Genomic DNA, 23,474 nt, shown 5'->3' with positions numbered 1-23,474 from the left:
TCACCAGAATTGTCCACAAAGGACAGAACAGGTCAGGCTCCGGATTCGCCGTGCCACCGCGCCAGACGGCCGGCCCGGTCGACGGCTCGGATGCGCCGTTCGGTCGCATCGCGGTCGGTGGCGGTCGTGACCACCAGAAGCTGGTCCTCGACCTGCAAGCGGCTGGTTTTCTGCGGCGTGAAGCCCGTCCCGCCGCGGACCACGAGGCTGACCGTCGCCCCGGCGGGCAGGCGCAGTTCCGAGAGGTACACGCCGTGCAGCTTCGACCCCTCCTGGATGCGCACCTGCAGCAGTTCCGCGCCGAGTTCGTCGAGCGGCGCAGAGTCGACCTCGATCTCGTGCGCCTGCGCCGCCTTCGTCAGCCCGAGGATCCGCGCGAGCGGGCTGAGCGTCGCCCCCTGCAGCACGGTGAGCACGATGACGAGCACGAAAACGGCGTCCACGAGCCGCTGCGCACCGGGCACGCCTTCGGACAGCGGGATCATCGCGAGCACGATCGGCACCGCACCGCGCAACCCGGCCCAGGACAGGAACGTCTGCTCTCGCCAGGGCAACCGGAACGGCAGCAGCGACAGGACCACCGAGAGCGGACGGGCGAGCAGCAGCACCACCGCGCCCGCGACCAGACCCGGGATGAGCGCTTCGAGCAACCGGGTCGGCGACGCGAAGAGGCCGAGCAGCACGAACAGCCCGATCTGCGCGAGCCAGCCGAGCCCTTCGGCGAACGACAGGGTGTCCGACCGGTGCGGCAGCTGGGAGTTCCCCAGCACCAGACCGGCGACATAGGTGGCCAGCAGGCCGGAAGCGTGCGCCAGCTGTCCCGAGGAGTACGCGAGAACGCACACCGCGACCGTGGCGAGCGGGTACAGACCGGTCGCCGGGAGCGCGGCCCGGCGGAGTGCCTGCGCGCCCAGCCAGCCGAACGCGAGGCCGAGCGCGAGACCGGTCAGCAGTTCGTAGACCACCAGCAGCGGCAGCGACCAGTCGACCGCCTCGCCGGACGCGAGCACGACGACCGCGATGTAGGCGGGCGCGTCGTTGATGCCGGATTCCAGTTCCAGCGCGCCGACGAGCCGTTTGCCGACCCCGGCCGTGCGCAGGACGGAGAACACCGCCGCGGCGTCGGTGGACGCCAGGACCGCGCCCCACAGCAGCGCGAGCCGCCAGTCGAGGCCGAGCAGCCAGTGCAGGGCCGCGCCGGTGACCGCGATGCTGATCACCACGGCCACTGTGGACAGCAGGATTCCGGGCCCCAGCGAGGGTTTCACCGCGGACCAGCGCGTGGTGAGCCCGCCCTCGGTGAGGATCAGGACGAGCGCGGCGAGCCCGAGGGCCTGGGTGAGCGCCGGATTGTCGAAGCGGATGCCGAACCCGGCTTCGCCGAGGACGACGCCGATCCCGAGATACAGCAGCAGCGACGGGAATCCGAGCCGGATGGACACCCGCACCGCGACGACCGAGACGACCAGAACCAGCGCTCCGACGCCCAGCAGCACGGGAAGCTCGTCCACCCTCCGCCTCCCTCCCGGTCGCCCGCAGGCGTCCAGAATAGTGAGGCAGTGCCCGGTTCCCCTGCGCGCACCACCGGTCCGGGGGACCACGCAGGTGTGTTACGACGCCTTCGCGGCACTCACCGTCGCGAGATCGACACCCAACGCCGCGAACGGACCCCTCGCGCCCGGCAGCACCCGGACCGCGCGGTGCTCGTCCCGGGTCAGCCATCCCGCTTCGAGCGCCCGCTCCAGCACAGCCGCCGGGACCGCGCCGGCCAGGTGCTCGCGCCGCTCTGTCCAATCCAGACAGTCGCGGAGCAACGGCCGCCGCGGCCGATCCGGCACCGCGACGCCGAGATCGGCCAGCACGTCGCGTCCGGTGCCGGTGAGCGCGAGCCCGTCGGACACGTCGATCAGCCCGCGGTCGGCCATTCCGTCCCGCAGGGCGACCCCGAGCGTCCCGGCCAGATGGTCGTAGCAACTGCGCGCGAACGACAATCGCCGCGCCCGCAACGAAGTCCGGAGCCCGGACGGCGTTTTCAGCTCGGCATGCTGCGCCAGATGCTCGATCAGCTCCGCGACCCGCGGATTCGCGAGCCGCACGTAAGCGTGCCGTCCCTGCTTCACCCGGGCGACGAACCCGGCCTCGGCCAGTCGCGTCACGTGCTCGCTGGCCGTCGACACCGCGATCCGCGCCGCGGCGGCCAGTTCGCCGACGGTCCAGGCGCGCCCGTCGAGCAGGGCGAGGCACATGGTCGCGCGGCTCGGATCGGCGAGCACCGCGGCGACTTCGGCCAGTGCGACGGTTTCCATGACCCCACGGTAGAGCGGGGACGCTTCGGCGGCGGCCGAAACGAGGCGCTACAGCGCGTCGAGGAACTTCGCGCCCAGCGAGACAGCCGGTTTGGAGTCGTTGGCCCCTTCCAGGAACACCGCGAACGCCAGGTCGCCTCGGTAGCCGACGAACCAGCCGTGCGCCTCCGCGCCGTCGCCGAACTGCGCGGTGCCGGTTTTGCCGAACACCGAGCCCGAGTGCGACAGCCCGGTCGCCGTGCCGCCGGTCACGACCTCGCGCATCATCCCGCGCAACGCCGACAGCACCGAGGCCGACGGCGGCTGGTAGCCGGTGTTGACCTTGGTGCCGTCCGCCCACAGCCGCGGCACGACCGCGCGCCCGGACGCCGCGGTCGCCGCCATCACCGCCGCTCCCATTGGGCTGACCTGCACCTTTCCCTGGCCGATGCCGTCCTCGACCTGCTCGTCCGCGCTGGCCGCCGGGTCGACGCGGCCCATCTCGGTGGACAGGCCCTCGATCGAGAAATCGGCGTTGAGGCCGAACTGGGTGGCCGCCTTCGCGAGCCCGTCGGCGGGCAGCTGCGACGCGAGCCGGCCGAACGTGGTGTTGCAGGACTTCGCGAACGCCTGGTGCACGGTGGTCGTGCCGAGGTCGAATCCTTCGTTGGAGAGCGTGCGGGTGCCGATCCGGTCGGTCAGCGGGCACGGCACCGAGGAATCCGGCGTGACCAGCCCGGCTTCCAGCGCCGCGGTCGCGGTGACGATCTTGAACGTCGACCCCGGCGCGTACTGGCCGCTGAACGCCGACGAAGCATTGGTCACGCTGCTGTTCTGCGCCACCGCGAGCAAGTCGCCGGAAGACGGCTGGATCGCGACGAGGACGGCCTTGCCGCGGTACCCGTCGACCGCGGCCTGGGCGGCGTTCTGGGTCGCGACGCTGAGCCCGGTAGCGGCCGGTTTGTGGTCGCTTTCGGCCTTGCCGAACAGCGTCTCGAGGTTCTTGCCCGAACTGTCCACGCGCTCGACCGCGAACGCCTCCGACGCCTGCCCGTGCCCGGTGAGCGCCGAACGGAGCAGCGGGAACGCCTTGTCGTCAGCCGGCTTCAGCCCGCCGCCGGCCGAGACCACCAGCGGTTTGCCGTCGCGGTCGACCACCGCCGGAACGTCCGAGGACGCGATCGCCAGCCGCTGCCCCGCTTCGAGCTTGGGGTGCAGCACCGTCGGCGCCCAGTGGACCCGCCACGTGCCCTGCGCCCGGACCAGGCCGAGAGTGCCGGAGTACGTCCAGGTGTGGCCGGGGCCGAGGTTCCACGTGACGCTGTAGGCCGCCGTGGCCTTGTCGCCCTGCGCCGGGCCGACCTCGCCGAGCTTGGCGGTCAGCTCCGTGGGCCGGAGCGCCGCCCACGTGTTCAGCAGCGCGGAAGAGGCCTCCGCCGGTGCGTCGGTGGCCTTGCTGGCGGCGTCGGCGTCCTTGGCCCCGAAGGCGAGCAGGTATTCGCGGGCCGCCGACAGCGGGTAGTTCGAGTCCTCGGCGGTCGACGCTGTGTCCGAATCCGGCGAGGCCGCTGTCGATCCCCCTCCGCTCAGCAGCACGACCGCTGCCGCCACGATCGCGACCACGGCCAGCGCGGCCCCGATCAGCACGCCCTTCTTGCCGGCAGGACTCACCGTCGCATCCCCCTCGCCCACGCGGTCCGCCCGCGTCTCTGGCTCAGCTTGCCCATCGCTGCGCGGGACCGGGCGTTACCTCGGGGAACGCGACAGATTCGTGATCAACGCCGTGCCGTATAGGCCGTTATACATCCTGTTCGGCCGAACGACGCGCGCGTTGCCACCAGATCCCGGCCACGACCAGCACCGCGACGAGCACGCCCGAGCTGATCAGCTGAGTCCTCGCGCTGGCGTCGCCCGCCATCACCGCTAGGATCGCCACCATCGCGGCGAGCGTCGCCCAGGTCAGATACGGGAAGCCCCACATGCGCACGGTGAGGCTGTCCGGCGCGGTGCGCTCCACCTGCCGACGCACCCGCAGCTGAGTGCAGGCGACCAGGATCCACACGATCAGCAGCACCGAGCCGACCGCGTTGAGCAGGTACTGGAAGACGGTGTCCGGCCAGAGCGCGTTGAGCGCCACGGCGACGAATCCGAAGAGCACCGAAGCCGCGACAGCGAAAACCGGCACGCCGTTCCGGTCCACTTTGGTCAGTGCGCGAGGGGCGTGGCCGCGCCGCGCCAGCGAGTACACCATCCGGGCCGCGCCGTACATGTTGGTGTTCAAAGTGGACAGCAAGGCGAACAGCACGACCACGTTCATGATCTGCCCGGTCGCCGGGATCCCGATCCGATCGAGCACCGCGGCGAACGGGCTCTGTCCGGTGTGGACACTCGACCACGGCAGCAGCGAGACGATGACCAGCATGGAACCGATGTAGAACACCGAAATCCGCACAACCGCGTTGCGGACCGCCTTGCCGACGGCGTGCGCGGGATCGTCGGATTCCGCGGCCGCGATGGTCACCACTTCCAGGCCGCCGAAGGTGAAGACCACCGCGAGCAAGCCGGTGCCGACGCCTTGCCATCCATGCGGCAGAAGTCCGCCGTGGCCGAGGAGATTGGCTGTGCCGACGAAGGACGTGCCCGGGAGCACGCCGAGGAACGCGAGCACGCCGAGCACCAGGAAGGCCACGACCGCGACGACCTTGACCAGCGCCAGCCAGAACTCGAGTTCGCCGAAGCGGGACACCGCCGTGAAATTGACCGCGGTCAGCACGGCCATGAAGAGCAAGACCAGCACCCACTGCGGAATGCCGGGCAGCCAGCCGTTGACGATGATGGCGGCCGCGGTGGCCTCGACGGCGAGCACGACGACCAGCGCCGCCCAGTACAGCCAGCCGATCGCGAACCCGGCCCACGGCCCGAAAGCGCGCTCGGCGTGCACGGAAAAGGACCCGCTGGACGGGATCGCGGCGGCCATCTCCGCCATCATGCGCATGACCAGCATCGCGAGCGTGCCCGCGAGCACGAAGGACAGCACGATGCCGGGCCCGGCGAGCTTGATCCCGACGCCGGAGCTGACGAACAATCCCGAACCGATCACGCCGCCCATCGCGAGCATGGCGAGGTGCCGCTGGCGCAAGCCGGCGGAGAGCCCCTCGACGGCCGGTTCGGCGGCGGCTTCTGAAGTCATGGGGAAATCCCTAGCAGACGCTTCCCGCGGCGGAGCAGCTCGGTCGGCCGGGCGGCCCACAGACAGGCGGCCGGGTGGAGACGTTCGCCTCCGCGGGCCGGCGAGTTCGTCAAACGACGCCCGACCAGCCTGGGCGGCCCGGGATCTCGCTCGGGCGCCCACGGAATTATGCGGAAACAGTCTTGCTCCGGGCACCCACGCCCGGAGCAAGACCGCCGCACCTCACGCCTTCGCGACCGCCACGCGCACCTTCACGCCCTCGCCGACCGTGCCGTCGAAGCCCTCGGCCACCTCGCCGTAGGACACCGACGTCGCGAGCGTTTCGGACGCCACGAACTCCTCGTGCTTGCGCACCGCGGCCGTCACCTCGTCAGGGGCGTCCACGGTCAGCGAGATCCGGTCGCCGACGTCGAGACCGGCCTCGCGGCGGGCCTGCTGCACGACGCGGACCAGGTCGCGGGCCAGGCCCTCGGCCGCCAGGTCCTCGGTGACCTCGGTGTCCAGCACGACCAGACCGGCCCCGCCGGGCAGTTCGGCCGCCGCGCCGCCGCCGGAGGCGACCAGCCGCCGGTCGTACTCGCCCTCGACGAGTTCGACGCCCGCCGCCACGACCGCGCCGGACGCGTTCGTCGTCCAGTCGCCCGCCTTGACCGCCTTGATCACCTGCTGCACGGCCTTGCCCAGCCGCGGCCCGGCCGCCCGGGCGTTCACCGCGACCTCGAACGTGCCGTGCGCGGCGACGTCAGCGGTCAGCTCCACCGACTTCACGTTCACCTCGTCCCGCAGGATCTCGGTGAACCCGCGCAGCGCTTCGACGTCCTCGGCCGCGACCACGAGCTTCGCCAGCGGCAGCCGCACCCGCAGCTTGTTCGCCTTGCGCAGCGCCAGCGCCGACGACGCCACCTGCCGCACCTTGTCCATCGCGGTCACCAGCGCCGCGTCGGCGGGCAAGTCGAGCGCGTTCGGCCAGTCGGTCAGATGCACCGAACGGCCGCCGGTCAGCCCGCGCCACACGGTTTCGGTGGTGAGCGGCAGCAGCGGCGCGACGACCCGGCAGGTCACCTCGAGCACCGTGTGCAGCGTGTCGATCGCGTCCTGCTCGCCCGCCCAGAAGCGGTCGCGCGACCGCCGGACGTACCAGTTCGTGAGGACCTCGAGGAAGTCCCGCACGGTCTGGCACGCGCCCGCGATGTCGTAGCTGTCCATCGCGGACTCGACGTCGGTGACGAGTTCGTGCGTCTTCGCCAGCACGTACCGGTCGAGCAGATGCGGGGAATCCGTGCGCCACTGTCCCTGCTTGCCTTCGGCATTCGCGTACAGGGCAAGGAAGTAGTACGAGTTCCACAGCGGCAGCACGGCCTGGCGGACCGCGTCGCGGATCCCTCGGTCGGTCACGATCAGGTTGCCGCCGCGCAGGATCGGGCTCGCCATGAGGTACCACCGCATGGCGTCCGACCCGTCGCGGTCGAAGACCTCGTTGACGTCCGGGTAGTTCCGCAGCGACTTCGACATCTTCTGGCCGTCGGAGCCGAGCACGATGCCGTGCGACACGCAGGTGCGGAACGCCGGCCGGTCGAACAGCGCGGTCGCGAGCACGTGAAGCAGGTAGAACCAGCCGCGGGTCTGCCCGATGTACTCGACGATGAAGTCGCTCGGGTAGTGGTGCTCGAACCAGTCGCGGTTCTCGAACGGGTAGTGCACCTGGGCGTACGGCATCGACCCGGAGTCGAACCACACGTCGAGCACGTCCGGCACGCGGCGCATGGTCGACTTGCCGGTCGGGTCGTCCGGGTTCGGCCGGGTCAGCTCGTCGATGTAGGGCCGGTGCAGGTTGTCCAGCCGCACGCCGAAGTCCGCCTCCAGCTCGTCCAGCGAGCCGTAGACGTCGATCCGGGGGTAGGCCGGGTCGTCCGAGCGCCATACCGGGATCGGCGTGCCGAAGTACCGGTTGCGGGAGATCGACCAGTCGATGGCGTTCTCCAGCCACTTGCCGAACTGGCCGTCCTTGACGTTCTCCGGGTACCAGGTGATCTGCTGGTTCAGCTCGACCATCCGGTCCTTGAACTGCGTCACCGCGACGAACCACGACGACACCGCGCGGTAGATCAGCGGGTTCCGGCAGCGCCAGCAGTGCGGGTACGAGTGGTCGTAGGTCTCGTGCCGCAGCAGCACCGCGCCCTGGCGTTCCGCGCCGCCGGTGCCGTTCTTGAGGTCCCGCACGATGTTCGGGTTCGCGTCGAACACCTGCTGCCCGGCGTAGTCCGGCACGGTGGCGTCGAACTTGCCGTGGTCGTCCACCGGCGTCACCGGGGAGATCCCGGCCGCGTCGGTGACCACCTTGTCCTCGGCGCCGTAAGCGGGAGCGATGTGCACGATGCCGGTGCCGTCGTCGGTGGTGACGTAGTCGGCGGACAGCACGCGGTGCGCGTTCTCCGTGCCCACGAAGTACGGGAACGGCGGCGCGTAACGGGAGCCGAGCAGCTGCTCGCCGGTGTAGCGGGCGACCACGGTCGGCTCCTCGCCGAGCTCGCGGGCGTACGCGGCGACGCGCGCCTCGGCGAGCAGGAACCGCTTCCCGTCGCTTTCCACCACGACGTACTCGACCTCGGGGTGCACCGCGGTGGCGAGGTTGGACGGCAGCGTCCACGGCGTCGTGGTCCAGATCAGCAGGTACGTGCCGTCGAGCTCGTTGTCGTTGCCCTCCAGGCGGAACCCGACCGTGACGGCCGGGTCCTGCCGGTTGCGGTAGACGTCGGCGTCCATGCCCAGCTCATGGTTGGACAGCGGCGTCGCGTCGCGCCAGCAGTAGGGCAGGACGCGGTAGCCCTCGTAGACGAGTCCCTTGTCCCACAACCGCTTGAACGCCCAGAGCACCGACTCCATGTAGGTGACGTCGAGCGTTTTGTAGTCGTTGTCGAAGTCGACCCAGCGGGCCTGGCGCGTCACGTACTCGCGCCATTCGTCGGTGTAGCGCAGCACGGACTCGCGCGAGGCCTCGTTGAACTTCGCGATGCCCATCTCTTCGATCTCGGTCGTCTCGGTGATCCCGAGCTGCCGCATCGCTTCGAGTTCGGCGGGCAGGCCGTGGGTGTCCCAGCCGAACCGCCGGTCGACGTGCTTGCCCTTCATCGTCTGGTAGCGCGGGACGATGTCCTTGACGTACCCGGTGAGCAGGTGCCCGTAGTGCGGGAGGCCGTTGGCGAAGGGCGGGCCGTCGTAGAAGACGTACTCGTTGTCGCCGTTCGTGCCCTCGGGACGGGCGTCGATGGTCGCCTGGAAGGTCCGGTCGCTCTCCCAGTACGCGAGGACGCTCTCCTCCAGCGCGGGGAACGACGGCTGGGACGGGACCGTGGTCTCTCCGCCCGGCGAAGCCTGGGGGTACATCCGGGTGCTCCTTGCGTTCGTCGCTCTCGTACGGGCGACCGGCGGCCGCCCACACGGGGACGAGACGCTCGCGCGTCACGCGGTACCACCCCGCTTGCCCGGCGCACTGCTCCCGGGCCACTCGTTGCACGGCTGTCACGGGCCGCACCCGTCCGGTTCTACTAGGGGCGGCGAACGCCCGGTTCTTCCGGAGGCTCCCCGGTGATGGCCGGATCGACGCCTTGCTGACATCAGATTAACTCGTCGCCGCAACTCGCTTTCTCCCTGCCCCGGCTGTGCACCGTCGCCGCCGCGAGCGCCGCGGCCGCCAGCCACAGCCCGGCCGAGACGAAGCCGAGCAGGTGCAGGCCGTGCACGAACGACGCGTGCGCCGCCGGTTCTCCCGCCACCGCACCGAAAACCGCCACGCCGAGCGCTCCGCCCGCCTGCCGTGCCGCGTTGTTGATCCCGCCCGCGATGCCCGCGCGCTCCCCCGGCGCGTCGGACACGGCCGCGGTCACCACCGCGGCGGTCAGCAGGCCCATCCCGACGCTGAGCACGAGCAGCGTCGGCAACAGCGTGCCGTATCCGCTGCCGGGTCCGATCCGCAGCAGGTTCAGCATCGCCGCCGCGCCGAGCACGAGCCCGGCCAGGATCTGCGGACGCGGGCCGAACTTCGCGGTCAGCCGTCCGGTGACCGGGCCGAGCAGCACCAGCGGGACGAACATCGGCAGCAGCGCGACACCGGCCGCGATCGGGCCCGCTTCGAGCACGTCCTGCAGGTAAAGGGTGAACACCAGCACCGAACCGAGGCCGACGAAGTTCATCGCCGCGGACACCAGGTTCGCGCCCGCCGTCTGCCGAGACCGCAGCAGCGACAGCGGCAGCATCGGTTCGGCAGAGCGCTGTTCCACCGCCACGAACGCCACTGCCGCCGCTACCGCGAGCAACCCGACCCACGGTGTCTTCGCGATCACCGCGTACACGCCGGACCCGAGCGCCAACGCGGCGGTCGCCGCCCCGGGAATGTCCACGCGGCCCGGTTTCCGGACGTCCGGCGGCACCAGCCGGCGAGTCGCGACGGCCGCCGCCGCGACGATCGGGACGTTCAGCCAGAACACCGGCCGCCACCCGGCGGCCTGCACGAGAATCCCGCCCAGCAGGGGCCCGGCGGGCAGCGCGAGCGCCGAAATCCCCGCCCAGATCCCGAGTGCCCGGGCGCGTTCCGTCCGGTCGGGGAACGTCCCGGTGATAACCGCCATCGTGCCCGGCAGCAACAACGCCGCGCCGACGCCCTGCACGGCGCGGCCCGCGACGAGCCAGCCCGCCGACTGGGCCAGCCCGCACGCGGCGGACGCGGCCCCGAACACGGCGAGCCCGGTCAGCACCACGCCGCGGTGCCCGAGGACGTCGCCGAGCGCTCCCCCGGTCAGCAGCAACGCGGCGAGCACGACCGAATAGCCGACCACCACCCACTGCAACTGCGGGACGTCCGCGTGCAGTTCGCTGCCGAGGGTCGGGAGGGCGACGTTGACGACGGTGACGTCGAGCTGCACCAGGAACATCCCGGCGCACATGGTGAACAAGATCGCGGTGCGCATGCGCCCAGCAGACACCGGGAACGCTTCCGTCGCGGCGGAAGTGTGGCGGGGGCATGCTGGAGGCATGGAAGGAGACGCCGACATCGCGCGCACCGCCGCCCTGTTCGCCGATCCGGCTCGGGTCCGCGTGCTGATGGCCCTCGCGGACGGACGGTCGCTGGCCGCGTCCGTGCTGGCCGGCGAAGCGGGTCTGACCGCGCAGGGCGTCAGCGCGCACCTGTCGAAACTGCTGGCCGCGGGGCTGGTGACCGCGGAAAAGTCCGGCCGGCATCGGTTCTACCGCATCGCCGGCGCGGCCCCGGAGTTGCTGGAAGCGCTCGCCCGCCACTCCCCCGCGCGCCCGGTCCGCTCGCTGCGGGAAGGCACGCGCGCGGAAGCCTTGCGCACCGCGAGATTGTGCTACGACCACGTCGCCGGACGGCTCGGCGTGACCGTCACGGCGGCGTTGCTCGATCGCGGCGCACTGGCCACTGTCGACGGCGATCCGACCACCCAGCGGCGTCCCGGAGACCGGATTTCCTCGCAGCTGCAAGAACATCCGTACGTGCTGGGACCTGCCGCCGACGAGGTGTTCGCCGCGTTAGGCGTGGAGGTCGAGGCAGCCGCGAAGAGCCGTCGTCCGCTGCTGCGCTTCTGTCTGGATTGGACTGAGCAGCGCCATCACCTGGCCGGGGCGCTGGGCGCGGCGGTCACCCGGCGGTTCATGGACGCGGGCTGGCTTCGCTCGCGAGCGAAGGCGCATCGAGCGGTGCAGCTCACCGAAACCGGCGCGGCTGTGCTTGAAGAGGTGCTGGGCGTCAGCGGTGAGCAGCTGCCAGCACCGCGTCCGGACCACACCGCGCGCACGGCGTGAAGCCGAGCTGCCGCGCCTCGCCGACGCCGATCGGGATCGTGTCGCGGCCGGACAGCCAGCCGCAGTCCACCAGGTGGTAGCGCGGGTACTCGTCGACGACCACGACCTCGTCCTCGAGGTCCTTGACCACCTCGAGGTCTTCCGGCGAGGTCTCCTCCACGCCGGGCGGCGTGTCGCGCACCGCTTTCGCCTCGGACTGGGGCTCGCTTTCCGAGACGGGCTTCTCGACGTCCGGCTCCGGCACGTCCGCCGGATCGCCGAGTTCGCCCGTCGCCGGGAGCAGCGTGGTCTGTTCGGCGTCCGACTCGGCCGGGGCTGCCTTGTCCTTCTCCTCCGGCTCGGGCTTCTCCTCGTCGGAGTCCGCCTCGGCGCCGGTGTCCGCGTCGCGGTCCGCGCTCTTGCGCCGGCGCAGCCAGTCGACGAGCAGAAGAAGCCCGGCGAGCACGGACAGGCCGATCGAAACCCAGGCCCACAGCGAGCTGCCCGTGATGAGCGCCGTGACGAGCAGCCCGAGAGCCGCCAGCACCAGAACGAGGACGATGTAGAGCACGCTGAATTACAACACGGGCCGTCCGGTTTCCCGACGCGACCCGCCCACGCGGCGTACCCCGCCGATTCCCCACCGTGGCGGCGCCGAATCCGGACACGCCGAAACCCCGCCGGGTCGGAAGGCATCCGGCGGGGTGTACGTACGGCGGTAGGTCAGCCGGCCTCGGCGCGCGGGCCGAACGAGTAGCCCTGACCGCTGCTTCCGGTCGAGGACTGGCTCGAACCGGAGGACGCCGACGCCGGGGCCGCGGAGCCTCGGTCGTCGAGCTCGCGCAGCTGGGACTCGAGGAAGCCGCGCAGCCGGGTGCGGTATTCGCGCTCGATCGTGCGGAGTTCTTCGATCTTCTTGCCCAGAGCGCCCTTCTCGGCGTTCAGGTTGTTCATCGTCTCGGTGTACTTGCGCTGCGACTCGCGTTCCATGGTGGTCGCCTTGTCGCGCGCCTGGCGCTCCAGCGTCTCGGCGCGCGTGCGCGCGTCGTTCAGCATCGTCTCGGCGCGGGTGCGCGCCTCGTTCACCATCGAGTCGGACTTCGCCCGGGCGTCGGACAGCAGCTGCTCGGACTTGGTCCGCGCCTCCGCCAGCATCCCGTCGGACTCGGTCTTGGCCTCGGCGGTGAGCCGGTCGGCCATTTCCTGCGCCAGGCCGAGGACCTTGGCGGCCTGGACGTTCGGCTCGCCGCTGTCGGGGACCATCGAGTGCGCCTGGGTCTGCTCCATCGCCGACGCGGGCGGCGGAACCGGGGCGAGCCGCCGCGACGGCTCGGGGTCGCGGCCCGGCGGCGGGCCGGCGACCTTCGCGTTCTCGAGCTCCGAGCGGGTCGACTCGAGCTCGTTGTCGAGCTGCTCCACCTGCTGCCGCAGCTCGTTGTTGTCCTCGATCAACCGGGCAAGCTCGGTCTCCACCAGGTCGAGGAACGCGTCCACCTCGTCCTCGTTGTAGCCCCTCTTGCCGATGGGCGGCTTGCTGAACGCGACGTTATGCACGTCAGCGGGGGTCAACGACATCAGATCACCTCACGCACTCCATGGCCTGCAGGACACACCCGGGTTTTCCCCGATCACCTGGGTGTCAGTTGCATCGCGAAGAACACAACCAACAGCAGCACCATAATCGACAAGTCCAGTCCTACGCCGCCGATGCGGACCATCGGAATAATCCTGCGGAACAACCGCACCGGCGGGTCGGTCACTGTGTAGATGGTCTCGAGCGTCACCGCAACCCCTCCGGCGGGACGCCATTCCCGTGCGAAAGTCCGCACGAGCTCGACCACGATCCGGGCCGTGAGCAGCAGCCAGAAGGCAAACAGCACGTACCAGATCGCAAGCCACACAGCATTCACGGCGACCACTCTAGCGGGGGACGGCCGGATTGGGCGCTACCAGCCGCCCCGAGGGCGGCATAGTCGACAAAATCACGTCTGGCTGCGCCCAGCGGTCCGGTCGTGTTCACCCGCGCAGGAACAATCCGCCCTCGGCGATCCGCCGGCGGTCCTCGGCGGTCACGTCCACGTCGGGCGGTGAGAGAAGGAACACCTTGTTGGTGACCTTGTCCATCGAGCCCCGCACGGCGAACGCCAGACCCGCCGCGAAGTCGACGATCCGCTTGGCGTCCGCGTTGTCCATCTCGGTGAGGTTGATGATCACCGGGATGCCCTCGCGGTAGTGCTCGCCGATCGCCCGCGCCTCGATGTAGCTCGTCGGGTGCAGCGTGGTGATCCGGCTGAGCGGGTCCCGTGCCGGCGCGGGGGCCGGTTCGGCGACCGGGCGCAGCCGGGCGACCGGCTCCGGCTGGCGGTCCACGGCGAGCGCGCCGTGGGTGGCCGGCTCGGCCGCCATCGCCCGCGACCGGACGCGCGCGGCGGGCTCGTCGTAGCTCTCTTCGACGTCGCGGTAGCGGGCCCGGGACCGGGCAGGCGGCTGGTCGTAGCCGTCGTCGTACTCGTCGTAACCGTCGTCGTAGCCGTCTTCGTCCGCGGGCACCATCCCGAAGTAGGCCTTCAGCTTCTGCAGCGCGCTCATGCCTCTCCCTAGCCCTTGCCGCTCCCGCACCGTTGTGCCCCGCCCGGCCGGACACGAAACGTGACGACCGGGCGGACTCCCTACGGCGAGGCTAAACCGCGCCCGCCGAGCAACGCGGTTCCGACACGCACACACGTCGAGCCGTGCCGGATCGCCTGGTCCAGATCATGGCTCATTCCGGCGGACACGTCAGCCGCTTCGGGATGCCGGGCGCGGACTCTTTCCGCAGCGTGGGCCAGCCGGGCGAAAGCTGTGCCCGGGTCCTGCCCCAACGGGGCCACGGCCATCACGCCGCGCAGTCGCAGCTCCCCCGTGTGGGCGATGCGGTCGGCGAGGGCGTCGACCTCCTCGAGCGGGGTCCCGCCGCGGGCGACGTCGCCGTCGAGGCTCACCTGGACCAGAACGTCGAGCGGTCCGGTCCGCTCGCCGGCCTCCCGCGCGGTGGCGACCGCGCGGGCGAGCGCGTCGGCGAGCCGCGCCGAGTCGACCGACTGGACCTCGGCCGCCCAGCGCACGACCGAGCGCGCCTTGTTCCGCTGCAGCCGCCCGACCATGTGCCACCGCGGCGCGGCCTCCGGGCGCAGCCGCGCGACCTCGGCCGCCTTCGGACCGGCTTCCTGGTCGCGGTTTTCGGCGAGGTCGAGCAGCCCGAGGTCGGTCAGCAGGGCGGCGTCGGCCGCCGGGAAGGTCTTGGTGACGCCCAGCAACCGCACCTCGTCGCGGGCACGACCGGCGGCCGCGCAGGCGTTCGCGATGCGCTCCTCGAGCGCGGCCAGCGACGCCGCCAGCTCCGCCCGCCGCTTCTCTGCCGGGTCCTCGGTCACGCCTTCTCCTCTTCCAGCCAGGTGATGCCGGCGATCCGGCCGGTGGTGCCGTCGCGGCGGAAGCTGAACAGCGTCTTGTCTTCCGCCGTGCACCGCGGATCCGCGCCGACGCGCCCGACGCCCAGATCGGCCAGCTGCTGCCAGAGCCCGGCGCGCAGGTCCAGACCAGCCGTGCCCTTGCGCGTTTTGCAGGCGCTGCCGGGCAGGTGTTTGTCGACGTCCGCGGCCATCGCGGCGGGGACCTCGTAGCAGTCGCCGCAGATCGCCGGGCCCAGCAACGCCTCGACGCGACCCGGTTCGGCACCGAGTTCGCGCATCGCCTCCAGCGCGGCGGGCACGACGCCGACCCGCGCGCCGACTCGCCCGGCGTGCACCGCGGCGACGACGCCTGCTTCGGGGTCCGCCATGAGCACCGGAACGCAGTCGGCGACGAGCACCACGAGCGCGACGCCCGGCCGGTCGGTCACCAGCGCGTCGGTGGCTTCGGCGGCGGAGGTCTCGGTGCCGTCCACGACCGTCACGGTGCGGCCGTGCACCTGCTCCATCCAGGCCAGTTTGTCCTCGGCGAGGCCGAGCTCGGACGCCAGCCGCTTGCGGTTGGCGTAGACGTCGCCCGCGTCGTCGCCGACGTGGTCGCCGAGGTTGAAACTCTCGTACGGCGGCCGGGAAGCCCCGCCCGCCCTGGTCGTGACCACTCGTCGTACTCGCACCCCGCCATCCTGCCAAAAACGGCGGCGGCTGCCCTGCCCGAGCCTCGTGAGCGGCAATCCCGGTGAGAACAGGGATTGCCGCTCACGAAGGCGCGTTGTGCGGCGTGGCTGGCCCCTCACGACGAACGGCCGCCCCGAACGTGTCGGGACGGCCGTTGCTCGTAGGTCCGTGCTTACCGCCGCATGAAGGGCGGCACGTCGACGTCGTCGTCGGTCGGGTCGTCGTGCACCGTCGTCGGACGGCTCGGCAGACCGCCCGTCGCCGAATTCGAACCGATCGGCGAATACCCCCGCGAGCCGCCGCCCGGCTGCGGGAGGCCGCCCGGCGGGGTGCCGGCGCCCGGCTGCGCCAGGCCGGAAGGCGGAGTCCGCGGCGGGGCCACCGGGTAGCCGGAGCTGCCCGCCGGAGGCACCGGGGTGGCCCCGGTCTGCTGCGGGGGCTGCGGGGCCGAACCGCCGCCGACCTGGCCCGCCGAGGCGGACGCGGTGCCGTTGCCCTGTTTGCCGCCGAACGCGGGCGGGTCGAGTTTCTTGTGGGTGGGCGCGCCGGCGTCGAATCCGGCCGCGATCACCGTGACGCGGACCTCGTCGCCGAGGGAGTCGTCGATGATCGTCCCGAAGATGATGTTCGCGTCCGGGTGCGCCGATTCCTGCACGAGCGACGCGGCCTCGTTGATCTCGAACAGCCCGAGGTCCGATCCGCCCGCGATGGACAGCAGCGCGCCGTGCGCCCCGTCCATCGACGCTTCCAGCAGCGGCGAGTTGATCGCCTTCTCCGCGGCCTGTATCGCCCGTCCCTCCCCGCGCGCGGAGCCGATGCCCATCAGCGCGGAGCCCGCGCCGGACATGACGCTCTTGACGTCGGCGAAGTCCAGGTTGATCAGGCCGGGGGTGGTGATCAGGTCGGTGATGCCCTGGACACCGGAGAGGAGCACCTCGTCGGCGGAGCGGAACGCGTCCATCAGGGACACGCCGATGTCGCCGAGCTGCAGCAGCCGGTCGTTCGGGATCACGATCAGCGTGTCGCACTCGTTGCGCAGCTGCTGGATCCCGTCCTCGGCCTGCTTGCCGCGGCGTTTGCCCTCGAAGGTGAACGGCCGGGTCACCACGCCGATCGTGAGCGCGCCGAGCTTGCGGGCGATCTGCGCGACGACCGGCGCGCCGCCGGTGCCGGTGCCGCCGCCCTCGCCCGCGGTCACGAACACCATGTCGGCGCCCTTGATGACCTCTTCGATCTCTTCGCGGTGGTCCTCGGCCGCCTTCTGCCCCACCTCGGGGGCGGCGCCGGCGCCGAGGCCGCGGGTCAGTTCCCGGCCGATGTCGAGCTTGACGTCGGCGTCGGACATGAGCAGTGCCTGCGCGTCGGTGTTCACCGCGATGAACTCGACACCCTTGAGGCCGACCTCGATCATCCGGTTCACGGCGTTCACGCCGCCGCCGCCGATGCCGACGACCTTGATCACCGCAAGGTAGTTGTGCGGGGGCGTCATCGGGTCCGCCTTCCTGATCGTGATGTGCACATGCCGCCCGCCGGGGCCGGAAACCCTCAACCTCAACCCGAGAGTGAGAGTTATGTCAACCACCGGCGTCAAGGCAGGACGGTAGGCGCCGCGCAAGCTCTAATCCAGTAGCCACGCCGTGAGCGGCAAAGGTGTTTTGCCACAAGGCGAAGCCGCCCGCAAGGCCGGAACCCGCCGCGAGACCCCGCGCGGGGTCTGCTATGCGGGCATCGGAGTCACCAGAACGACGTCGTTCGACGGCTTCCCCGACGGCGACCCGCCGGCCTGCTCCACGCTGACCGCGAACTGCTCCGCACCAGCCAATCCGTGCGCCACCACCAGCGAACCCGACGGCCCGCCCGGCAGCAGCCCCGCCGGACGCGGAGCCAGGTCCGGGCCCATCAGCCACGCCTCGTAGACCTGCCCGGACCGGACCGGCGGCAGCCCGGACTGCAGGAACATCACGCGGTCCAGCTTCCGCGAAGCGACCACCGTGCCCCCGCCCCCGCGCGGCGACGCGACGTGCTCGGTCCGCACGTCGGGCGCGGTGAGCAGTTCGGCCACCGGCAGGTAGCGGGCGCGTGCGGCGTCCAATTCGGACTGTGCGGTCGTCAGCTGGCTGCTCGTGTGCAGCGCGATCCCGCCGAACACGCCGGCCAGGGCGAGGCCGATTACGGCGGCCGCGGCGGCGATCAGCATCGGCCAGCGCCGGGGGCCGCGCGGGCGCGGTTCCGCGGAATCGGTCCGCGGCGGCAGCTGGCGGGTCGTGCGCATGTCCGCCAGCACGCGGTCCTTGAGACCGGACGGCGGCTGCTCGTCCATCGCCGCGCCGAGCCGGGCCGCGGTCTCGCGCAGTTCGCGCACTTCTTGTGCACACGAGTCGCACTGGTCGAGGTGGCGGCGGAATTGGGCCCGCTCGACCTCCGACAGCGCGTCGAGCGCGTACGCGCCGGCCAACGTGTGCATGTCGGGACTGCTCACGCCATCACCCCCAGGCAGTCGCGCAGCCGGATCAACCCGTCGCGCAGTCTGGTCTTGACGGTCCCTTGCGGCGTCTCCAGCACGTCGGCGACCTCGCGATAGGTATAGCCCTGGTAGTACGCCAGCAGAACGGACTCCCGCTGCAGTTCAGTGAGCGTCTTCAGGCAGCGCCGCACCTGCGAGCGTTCCAGCCGGGTCGCGACGGATTCGGCGACCTCGTCGAACGGCCGCCCGCGTGCCGCCTCGAAGGTCGCTTTCCGTTCGCGTTCGGTGCTCGCTCGCGCGGACCGGACCCGGTCGACCGCGCGGCGGTGCGCCAGCGTCATCGCCCAGTTCAGGACGCTGCCTTTCCCCGGCGAGTAGCGCGTGGCGGTCTTCCACAGCTCCACAAGCACCTCCTGCGCGACCTCTTCGGACTGCGCGGGGTCCCGCACGATGCGGCGGACGAGCCCGTAGACGGGACCGGCGAGCTGATCGTAGAGCCGTTCGAAGGCGCGTTCGTCCCCCTTGGCGACCAACGCCATCAGGTCCTCGGCACTCGTCGGCGGCACCGCCGAGAGCCGGTCGGCCGGGCGTGCACTCTCATCCATGGAGGGCTCCTGCCGTGTTCTGTCCGGTCCGGGCGGCGAGCGGGGCCTTGCGCCGCCACAGCGCGAGCCCGTGGCGGCGGATCAGTGCGGCGACGCGCTGCGGTTGCAGCGGCCTGCCCAGCAGGAAGCGCGCGAGCGTGCGGATCCCGACCGGACGGCGGACTCCTCGCAGCGTAGCGGTCAGGGCGGCGTCACCGTCGTGGTGCAGGACGACGGTCAGCGCGAGCAGCGCGTCCGGCCGCGGCAGGTGCATCCGGTACTCCCCCGCCATCTCCTGGAACGGCGACACGGAGAACTCCTTGTCGGCCCGCAGGTCGTCTCCTGGCCGGAGCAGATAGGCGTGCCGGCCGCCATAGGTGTTGTGCACCTCGGCGACCACGCAGGCGAGCGCGCCGTCTGGCAGGTGGCACCAGTAGACGGTGATCGGATTGAACACGTACCCGAGAACGCGCGCTGACGCGAGCATCGTCACCGGCCCGCCGCGCAAGTCCACTCCGCGGTGCGCGAGCCAAGCGTCCAGTTTGGACCGGATGTCGCCGGGTTCGTCGCGGTTGAAGTGGTCGCGGCCGTCGAAACGCGCGAACGGCCGGAGCCACCACGGCAGGCGCGGCAGATGGTCCAGGTCGGTCCGCCACAGGTACATCCGGTGCGCGAAGGAGTACGGCGGATCGGCCCGACGGACGTGTGCGACGGTGGCGTCGTAGAGCGCGGTCACCACGTCACCCCGAAACTGGCCGCGGCGCGGACCCCCGACGAACAACCGTCCTCGTGGAATCCCCAGCCTTGATAAGCACCGGCGTAGGCGAGGACGCCGTCGTTTAATTCCGCAATGCGTCTCTGCGCGGCAACGGATTCCGGCGTGTAGACCGGATGCTCGTAAGACATTTTCGCGACCACTGCCTTCGAATCGAGGCTGACGCTCGGGTTGAGGGTGACGGCGTACGTCGTCGCTTCGTCGAGGCCCATCAAGCGATTCAGGTCATAAGTGACTTGGACGGCACGCAGCTCCGCCCCACAGCCAGGTGTCCGGTAATTCCACGAGGACCGGGCAGCGGGCACGGTCGGCAGCACCGTGTGATCGGTGTGCAGCCAGGCTTCGTTGCGCGAGTAACGGAAGGAACCGAGCAGTTTTTCTTCCGCCGCAGTGGGATCCGCCAACAGCCGGAGCGCTTGATCCGCATGCGTCGCGACTACGACCCGGTCGACCCGATGCGCGGTGTCGGCGTCATCGCGCACCTCGACGCCGCGCGCGGTCCGCTGCACCGCGCGGACCGGAGTGGAGAGATGCACCGCGGTCAGCTGTTTGGCCGCCCGCTCGACGTACTCCCGCGAACCGCCGACGACTGTCCGCCAAGTCGGCGAATCACGCACAGAGAGCATTCCGTGGTTGCGCAGGAATTCGAACAGATAGCGCGCCGGATACTGCATGGTGTCACTGCGGTCGGCCGACCACACCGTGGACACGAGCGGCAGCACGAAATGGTCCACGAAGTACCGTGAATACCCGCCGATCGCCAGGAACGCGGCGAGCGGAACGTCGCCGGCGTCGGCGCGGGCCAGCAGCCTTCCGGCGTGCCGATGGAACCGCTTCACCTCGGCCAGCATGAGCAGGTAGCGCGTGGACGCCGCGTTGCTCCGTTGCGCGAACAGGCCGCGCAGGCCTTTCGCCCCGGCGTACTGCAGCCCGCAGCCGTCGCAGCGGATGCTCATCGACATCTCGGTCGCGCGGGTGCGGACGCCGAGTTCGCCGAACAGCCGGAGCAGGGTCGGGTAAGTGCGCTCGTTGTGGACGAGGAACCCGGAGTCGACGGCGACCGTCCCGCCGCGCGCGCTCGGCACGTCGTGGGTGTGGGCGTGGCCGCCGAGCCGGTCGTCGGCCTCGAACAGCAGAACCTCGTAGCGGCGCTGCAGCAGGTACACGGCGGTGAGGCCGGCGACCCCGCTGCCGATGACAGCGATGCGTTGTCCCGTGGTGTGGTGCACGGAGAGGATTCGGAGCCGCGGCCGGAACGGATGGGCGCCAATCCGCGCGGCCTTCCGCTCCGAAGCCCAGGTATGCCGATATCCGCAGCTCACCGACTCGCCGACTTCGCCGAACGTCTCCTCGGCGGCGCGCTGCCGGTCGCCGTCCGCACCTGGGACGGGCACCAGGCCGGACCGGCCGGGCCGACCGTCGTCCTGAAAAACCGCCGCGCGCTCCGCTGGCTCCTGTACTCCCCCGGCGAGCTCGGCTTGGCCCGGGCTTACGTCTCGGGCGACCTGGACGTCGAAGGCGATCTCACCGAGGCCTTCCGGCGGGCCTGGGCTTACCGGCCGCAACTGTCCGCACGAGACTTCGGCGAGGCAGTCCGCCTCGCTGCCCGGCTCGGAGTGTTCGGCCTGCCGCTGAAGCCGCCCGCCGAAGAAGCCCGGCTGCGCGGAAAGCCGCATAGCCTCGGCCGGGACCGTTCGGCCATCTCGCACCACTACGACCTGTCGAACGCCTTCTACCAGCTGCTGCTGGACGATTCGATGGCGTACTCCTCGGGCTACTGGTCCGAATCCGCTGGTCTTGCTCGCGCCCAGCACGACAAGCTCGAGCTGATCTGCCGGAAGCTCGGCCTGCGACCGGGTATGCGGCTCCTCGACGTCGGATGCGGCTGGGGTTCCCTGCTCGTGCACGCGGCGAAGCACCACGGCGTCCAGGCCGTCGGCGTCACGATCTCCGCCGAGCAGGTGCAGCACGTCAAAACCCGGCTGGCGCAGCACAATCTGGACGACCGTGTCGAGGTCCGGAGACAGGACTACCGGGAACTCGCCGGAGAGTCCTTCGACGCTGTCGCGTCGGTCGAGATGGGGGAACACGTCGGCGAGGAGAACTACCCGGCCTACGCCGCCACCTTGTACCGGATGCTCAACCCGACCGGACGGCTGCTAGTGCAGCAAATGTCGCGCGGAGCGGTCGCGCCCGGCGGCGGCGCGTTCATCGAGCGCTACATCGCCCCCGACATGACCATGCGTCCGCTCAGCCGCACGCTCGGCCACCTCGAAACCGCCGGCTTCGAAATCCGCGACGTGCACGCGTTGCGCGAGCACTACGTCCCGACCGTGCGAGCCTGGGCAGCCACCCTGGAACAACACTGGGACGAGGCTGTCGCGTTGATCGGCGAGGCAGGCGCCCGGGTCTGGCGGCTCTATCTGGCGGGTGGCGCACTCGCCTTCGAGGAGAACCGCATGGGCGTGGACCAGATCCTCGCCGTGCGACCGGACGCGAACGGCCGCTCCGGCTTCCCGTGGACAAGGGAGTGGGCATGATCGCGCTGCTCGGCCTCACCACCGGAGTCACCCTGGCCGCAGTGACGCTGACGTTCGGCATAGCCCGCCTGCGCCGCCGCTACGACACCATCGACACCTTCTGGGGCCTGGGTTTCGCCCTCGTCGCCGCGGTCTCGTTCCCCTTCGGCACCGGCCCGCTCGCCCTGCGCCTGACTACCGCCGCACTCACCGTCGTCTGGGGTGTCCGCCTGGCCGTCCACCTGCACCTGCGCAACCGCGGCAAGCCGGAAGACCCGCGCTACCAACAGATAGTCGACCGCGCCGGCGCGAACCCAGGCGTCCGGATCTTCGTGCGGACGTACCTGATGCAAGCCGTGGTCCTGTGGTTCGTCTCGCTGCCCGTGCAATTCGCGATGTCCGGCACGGGTTTCGGCGTCACCGCCTGGCTAGGCGTCGCGGTCTGGCTGGTCGGCTTCGCCATCGAAACTCTCGGCGACGAGCAACTCCGCCGCTTCCGCGCGAACCCGGCGAACCAAGGCCGAGTCCTCGACACCGGCCTCTGGCGCTACACCCGCCACCCGAACTACTTCGGCGACGCCTGCGTCTGGTGGGGCCTCTACCTGCTGGCCTGCTCGACGTGGCCTGGCGCGGCGACGATCCTGTCCCCCGTCGCGATGACCTTCACCCTCGCCCGCGGCACCGGCAAGCCCATGCTGGAGAAAAGCCTGCGGCGAACCCGCCCCGGCTACGCCGACTACATCGCCCGCACCAGCGGATTCTTCCCACTGCCGCCGAAAAAGCTCACTCCCCGATGAGCCCGCGCAGCAACTCGAGATGCCGCGAGGTCTCCTTCACTAAGTACTCGACCACCGATCCCACCGTCACCAACCGATCGCCCTCAAATCCCACCGGATCGTCGAGAGACCGTTCCGCGATGACCTCACGGCACAGCTCCACGTTGTCCCGATAAGCGCCGCGCACGTCCTCGATCGGCAGGTCGAGACCCACCTCGAACGCAGCGTCCCGCCCCGCCTCCAGCCGCTCGGCCCAGCGCTCCGGCTGCCCGGTGACGACGACGTCGTGCAGGGTGTTCTCCACCAACGCGAGGTGCCACAAAATCCCGGCGGCGGTCATCCTCTCTCCGGGCCAGCGAGCCTGTTCGTCGGTGAGCCCGGAGCATTTCCACGCCACGGTCGCGCGCAGCAGTTCGAGGTCGTCGACCAGCTGCGCGCGCTCGAGGCTCACTCCCCGGTGAGACCGTCGGTCAGCTCGCGCAGCAGGTCAAGATGCCCGAGATGGCGCGCGGTCTCCTCGATCATGTGCGTGAGGACCCAACGCACCGTGAGCGGTTTGTCCCCCTTGAACAGCACCGTGTCGTCGAACCCCCTCGCCGCGACGACCGCCCGGCACTTCTCGGCCTCAGCCTCGTAGTCGGCGATGAGCTGCGTCATCGGCAGCTCCAGCGCGAGCCGGAACTCGGCGTCCCGGTCGATTTCGAGCCGATCCGCCCACTCGTCCGGCTGCCCGTCCAGGACGACGCGGAACCAGTAGTTCTCTACGAGGGTGAGATGGCACAGCAGCCCGGCGATCGTGGTCAGCTCGCTGGGCACGTGCGTCCGGCGGGCTTGCTCGTCGGTGAGCCCGGAGCATTTCCACACGACGCTGGCGCGCAGGAAGTCGAGGAAGCCGGTGAGCTGGGTGCGCTCGTCCCCCGCCATGGGCGGGTCGGGACGTTCAGGAGCATCGGTCACCTCT

The 23,474-nt window shown here is 70.7% G+C and carries 22 protein-coding genes; 3 read left to right on the top strand and 19 right to left on the bottom strand.

What is annotated here, in order from left to right:
* Window positions 1-32: 32 nt before the first annotated feature.
* From ATK30_RS35400 to ATK30_RS35375, 6 genes are all read right to left on the bottom strand, one after another.
* Entirely contained in the window at window positions 33-1,511 is a 1,479-nt protein-coding gene (locus tag ATK30_RS35400) for a potassium/proton antiporter (protein ID WP_101439122.1), read from the bottom strand.
* A gap of 99 nt (window positions 1,512-1,610) precedes the next feature.
* Window positions 1,611-2,306 carry an ArsR/SmtB family transcription factor gene (locus tag ATK30_RS35395; RefSeq protein WP_101439121.1) on the bottom strand — a complete coding sequence of 232 codons (696 nt, stop codon included), beginning with the start codon at window positions 2,304-2,306 and terminating at the stop codon, window positions 1,611-1,613.
* 48 nt (window positions 2,307-2,354) lie between these two features.
* Complete coding sequence (locus ATK30_RS35390; RefSeq protein ID WP_167442053.1) at window positions 2,355-3,956, bottom strand: penicillin-binding transpeptidase domain-containing protein; 1,602 nt, start codon at window positions 3,954-3,956, stop codon at window positions 2,355-2,357.
* A 127-nt stretch (window positions 3,957-4,083) separates the two neighbouring features.
* Window positions 4,084-5,475 (bottom strand): amino acid permease, encoded by a 1,392-nt coding sequence (locus ATK30_RS35385; protein WP_101439120.1) that lies wholly within the window; start codon window positions 5,473-5,475, stop codon window positions 4,084-4,086.
* A 222-nt stretch (window positions 5,476-5,697) separates the two neighbouring features.
* On the bottom strand, window positions 5,698-8,859 hold the full coding sequence (ileS, locus tag ATK30_RS35380) for an isoleucine--tRNA ligase (protein WP_101439119.1): 3,162 nt from the start codon (window positions 8,857-8,859) through the stop codon (window positions 5,698-5,700).
* Window positions 8,860-9,089: 230 nt separating this feature from the next.
* Entirely contained in the window at window positions 9,090-10,439 is a 1,350-nt protein-coding gene (locus tag ATK30_RS35375) for an MFS transporter (RefSeq protein WP_101439118.1), read from the bottom strand.
* 64 nt (window positions 10,440-10,503) lie between these two features.
* On the opposite strand from ATK30_RS35375, the gene ATK30_RS35370 reads away from it, so the two are divergent.
* Window positions 10,504-11,292 (top strand): ArsR/SmtB family transcription factor, encoded by a 789-nt coding sequence (locus ATK30_RS35370; protein WP_101439117.1) that lies wholly within the window; start codon window positions 10,504-10,506, stop codon window positions 11,290-11,292.
* On the opposite strand, the gene ATK30_RS35365 is transcribed toward ATK30_RS35370, so the two are convergent.
* The 11 genes from ATK30_RS35365 to ATK30_RS35315 all read right to left on the bottom strand — a co-directional run bounded on the left by ATK30_RS35365 (window position 11,237) and on the right by ATK30_RS35315 (window position 20,447).
* Complete coding sequence (locus ATK30_RS35365) at window positions 11,237-11,842, bottom strand: hypothetical protein (RefSeq protein ID WP_101439116.1); 606 nt, start codon at window positions 11,840-11,842, stop codon at window positions 11,237-11,239. The two genes, ATK30_RS35370 and ATK30_RS35365, sit on opposite strands and share 56 nt — an antisense overlap.
* Before the next feature lie 152 nt (window positions 11,843-11,994).
* Complete coding sequence (gene wag31, locus ATK30_RS35360; protein WP_101439115.1) at window positions 11,995-12,846, bottom strand: DivIVA-like cell division protein Wag31; 852 nt, start codon at window positions 12,844-12,846, stop codon at window positions 11,995-11,997.
* A gap of 53 nt (window positions 12,847-12,899) precedes the next feature.
* A complete protein-coding gene (locus ATK30_RS35355; protein WP_037367937.1) occupies window positions 12,900-13,172 on the bottom strand; it encodes a YggT family protein in 273 nt (90 codons plus the stop codon).
* 115 nt (window positions 13,173-13,287) lie between these two features.
* Complete coding sequence (locus tag ATK30_RS35350) at window positions 13,288-13,860, bottom strand: cell division protein SepF (RefSeq protein WP_101439114.1); 573 nt, start codon at window positions 13,858-13,860, stop codon at window positions 13,288-13,290.
* Between the two features lie 80 nt (window positions 13,861-13,940).
* The gene (locus ATK30_RS35345) at window positions 13,941-14,684 is read right to left on the bottom strand and encodes a YggS family pyridoxal phosphate-dependent enzyme (protein ID WP_101439113.1); all 744 of its coding nucleotides are present in this window, start codon (window positions 14,682-14,684) and stop codon (window positions 13,941-13,943) included.
* Window positions 14,681-15,394, bottom strand: coding sequence for a peptidoglycan editing factor PgeF (pgeF, locus tag ATK30_RS35340; RefSeq protein WP_101439112.1), 714 nt, complete (start codon window positions 15,392-15,394; stop codon window positions 14,681-14,683). The genes ATK30_RS35345 and pgeF overlap by 4 nt, the downstream gene beginning before the upstream one ends.
* A 173-nt stretch (window positions 15,395-15,567) precedes the next feature.
* Window positions 15,568-16,884, bottom strand: a complete 1,317-nt coding sequence (gene ftsZ, locus ATK30_RS35335) for a cell division protein FtsZ (RefSeq protein WP_101439111.1) — start codon at window positions 16,882-16,884, stop codon at window positions 15,568-15,570.
* Window positions 16,885-17,112: 228 nt separating this feature from the next.
* Window positions 17,113-17,874, bottom strand: coding sequence for an anti-sigma factor (locus tag ATK30_RS35330; RefSeq protein WP_101439110.1), 762 nt, complete (start codon window positions 17,872-17,874; stop codon window positions 17,113-17,115).
* Complete coding sequence (sigK, locus tag ATK30_RS35325) at window positions 17,871-18,464, bottom strand: ECF RNA polymerase sigma factor SigK (protein ID WP_101439109.1); 594 nt, start codon at window positions 18,462-18,464, stop codon at window positions 17,871-17,873. Before sigK ends, ATK30_RS35330 begins: the two co-directional genes overlap by 4 nt.
* Window positions 18,457-19,182, bottom strand: coding sequence for a DUF1365 domain-containing protein (locus tag ATK30_RS35320; protein WP_167442052.1), 726 nt, complete (start codon window positions 19,180-19,182; stop codon window positions 18,457-18,459). Before ATK30_RS35320 ends, sigK begins: the two co-directional genes overlap by 8 nt.
* Window positions 19,176-20,447, bottom strand: coding sequence for an NAD(P)/FAD-dependent oxidoreductase (locus tag ATK30_RS35315; protein ID WP_101441231.1), 1,272 nt, complete (start codon window positions 20,445-20,447; stop codon window positions 19,176-19,178). The genes ATK30_RS35320 and ATK30_RS35315 overlap by 7 nt, the downstream gene beginning before the upstream one ends.
* 72 nt (window positions 20,448-20,519) lie before the next feature.
* Between ATK30_RS35315 and ATK30_RS35310 the strand changes: the two genes are divergently transcribed.
* Both ATK30_RS35310 and ATK30_RS35305 read left to right on the top strand, forming a co-directional pair.
* Entirely contained in the window at window positions 20,520-21,758 is a 1,239-nt protein-coding gene (locus ATK30_RS35310; protein WP_101439107.1) for an SAM-dependent methyltransferase, read from the top strand.
* Complete coding sequence (locus ATK30_RS35305; protein WP_183126441.1) at window positions 21,755-22,534, top strand: DUF1295 domain-containing protein; 780 nt, start codon at window positions 21,755-21,757, stop codon at window positions 22,532-22,534. The genes ATK30_RS35310 and ATK30_RS35305 overlap by 4 nt, the downstream gene beginning before the upstream one ends.
* Here ATK30_RS35305 and ATK30_RS35300 read toward each other — a convergent pair.
* Both ATK30_RS35300 and ATK30_RS35295 read right to left on the bottom strand, forming a co-directional pair.
* Window positions 22,521-22,964, bottom strand: a complete 444-nt coding sequence (locus ATK30_RS35300) for a mycothiol transferase (protein WP_101439105.1) — start codon at window positions 22,962-22,964, stop codon at window positions 22,521-22,523. The genes ATK30_RS35305 and ATK30_RS35300 overlap by 14 nt on opposite strands.
* Entirely contained in the window at window positions 22,961-23,470 is a 510-nt protein-coding gene (locus tag ATK30_RS35295; RefSeq protein ID WP_101439104.1) for a DinB family protein, read from the bottom strand. The genes ATK30_RS35300 and ATK30_RS35295 overlap by 4 nt, the downstream gene beginning before the upstream one ends.
* Between the last annotated feature and the right edge of the window lie 4 nt (window positions 23,471-23,474).

This window comes from Amycolatopsis echigonensis (assembly GCF_002846615.1).
Lineage (GTDB): Bacteria > Actinomycetota > Actinomycetes > Mycobacteriales > Pseudonocardiaceae > Amycolatopsis > Amycolatopsis echigonensis.
The sequence above is the reverse complement of the archived record's forward strand: the minus strand, read 5'-3'. Positions and strand labels throughout refer to the sequence as shown.

Bases quoted from the DNA above. Each gene is read 5' to 3' on its own strand.
- ileS (WP_101439119.1), bottom strand. From the start codon at position 8,859: ATGTACCCCCAGGCTTCGCCGGGCGGAGAGACCACGGTCCCGTCCCAG.
- ftsZ (WP_101439111.1), bottom strand. From the start codon at position 16,884: ATGACGCCCCCGCACAACTACCTTGCGGTGATCAAGGTCGTCGGCATC.
- ATK30_RS35370 (WP_101439117.1), top strand. From the start codon at position 10,504: ATGGAAGGAGACGCCGACATCGCGCGCACCGCCGCCCTGTTCGCCGAT.
- ATK30_RS35310 (WP_101439107.1), top strand. From the start codon at position 20,520: ATGCCGATATCCGCAGCTCACCGACTCGCCGACTTCGCCGAACGTCTC.
- ATK30_RS35375 (WP_101439118.1), bottom strand. From the start codon at position 10,439: ATGCGCACCGCGATCTTGTTCACCATGTGCGCCGGGATGTTCCTGGTG.
- ATK30_RS35305 (WP_183126441.1), top strand. From the start codon at position 21,755: ATGATCGCGCTGCTCGGCCTCACCACCGGAGTCACCCTGGCCGCAGTG.
- ATK30_RS35395 (WP_101439121.1), bottom strand. From the start codon at position 2,306: ATGGAAACCGTCGCACTGGCCGAAGTCGCCGCGGTGCTCGCCGATCCG.
- wag31 (WP_101439115.1), bottom strand. From the start codon at position 12,846: ATGTCGTTGACCCCCGCTGACGTGCATAACGTCGCGTTCAGCAAGCCG.
- ATK30_RS35350 (WP_101439114.1), bottom strand. From the start codon at position 13,860: ATGAGCGCGCTGCAGAAGCTGAAGGCCTACTTCGGGATGGTGCCCGCG.
- ATK30_RS35385 (WP_101439120.1), bottom strand. From the start codon at position 5,475: ATGACTTCAGAAGCCGCCGCCGAACCGGCCGTCGAGGGGCTCTCCGCC.
- sigK (WP_101439109.1), bottom strand. From the start codon at position 18,464: ATGGATGAGAGTGCACGCCCGGCCGACCGGCTCTCGGCGGTGCCGCCG.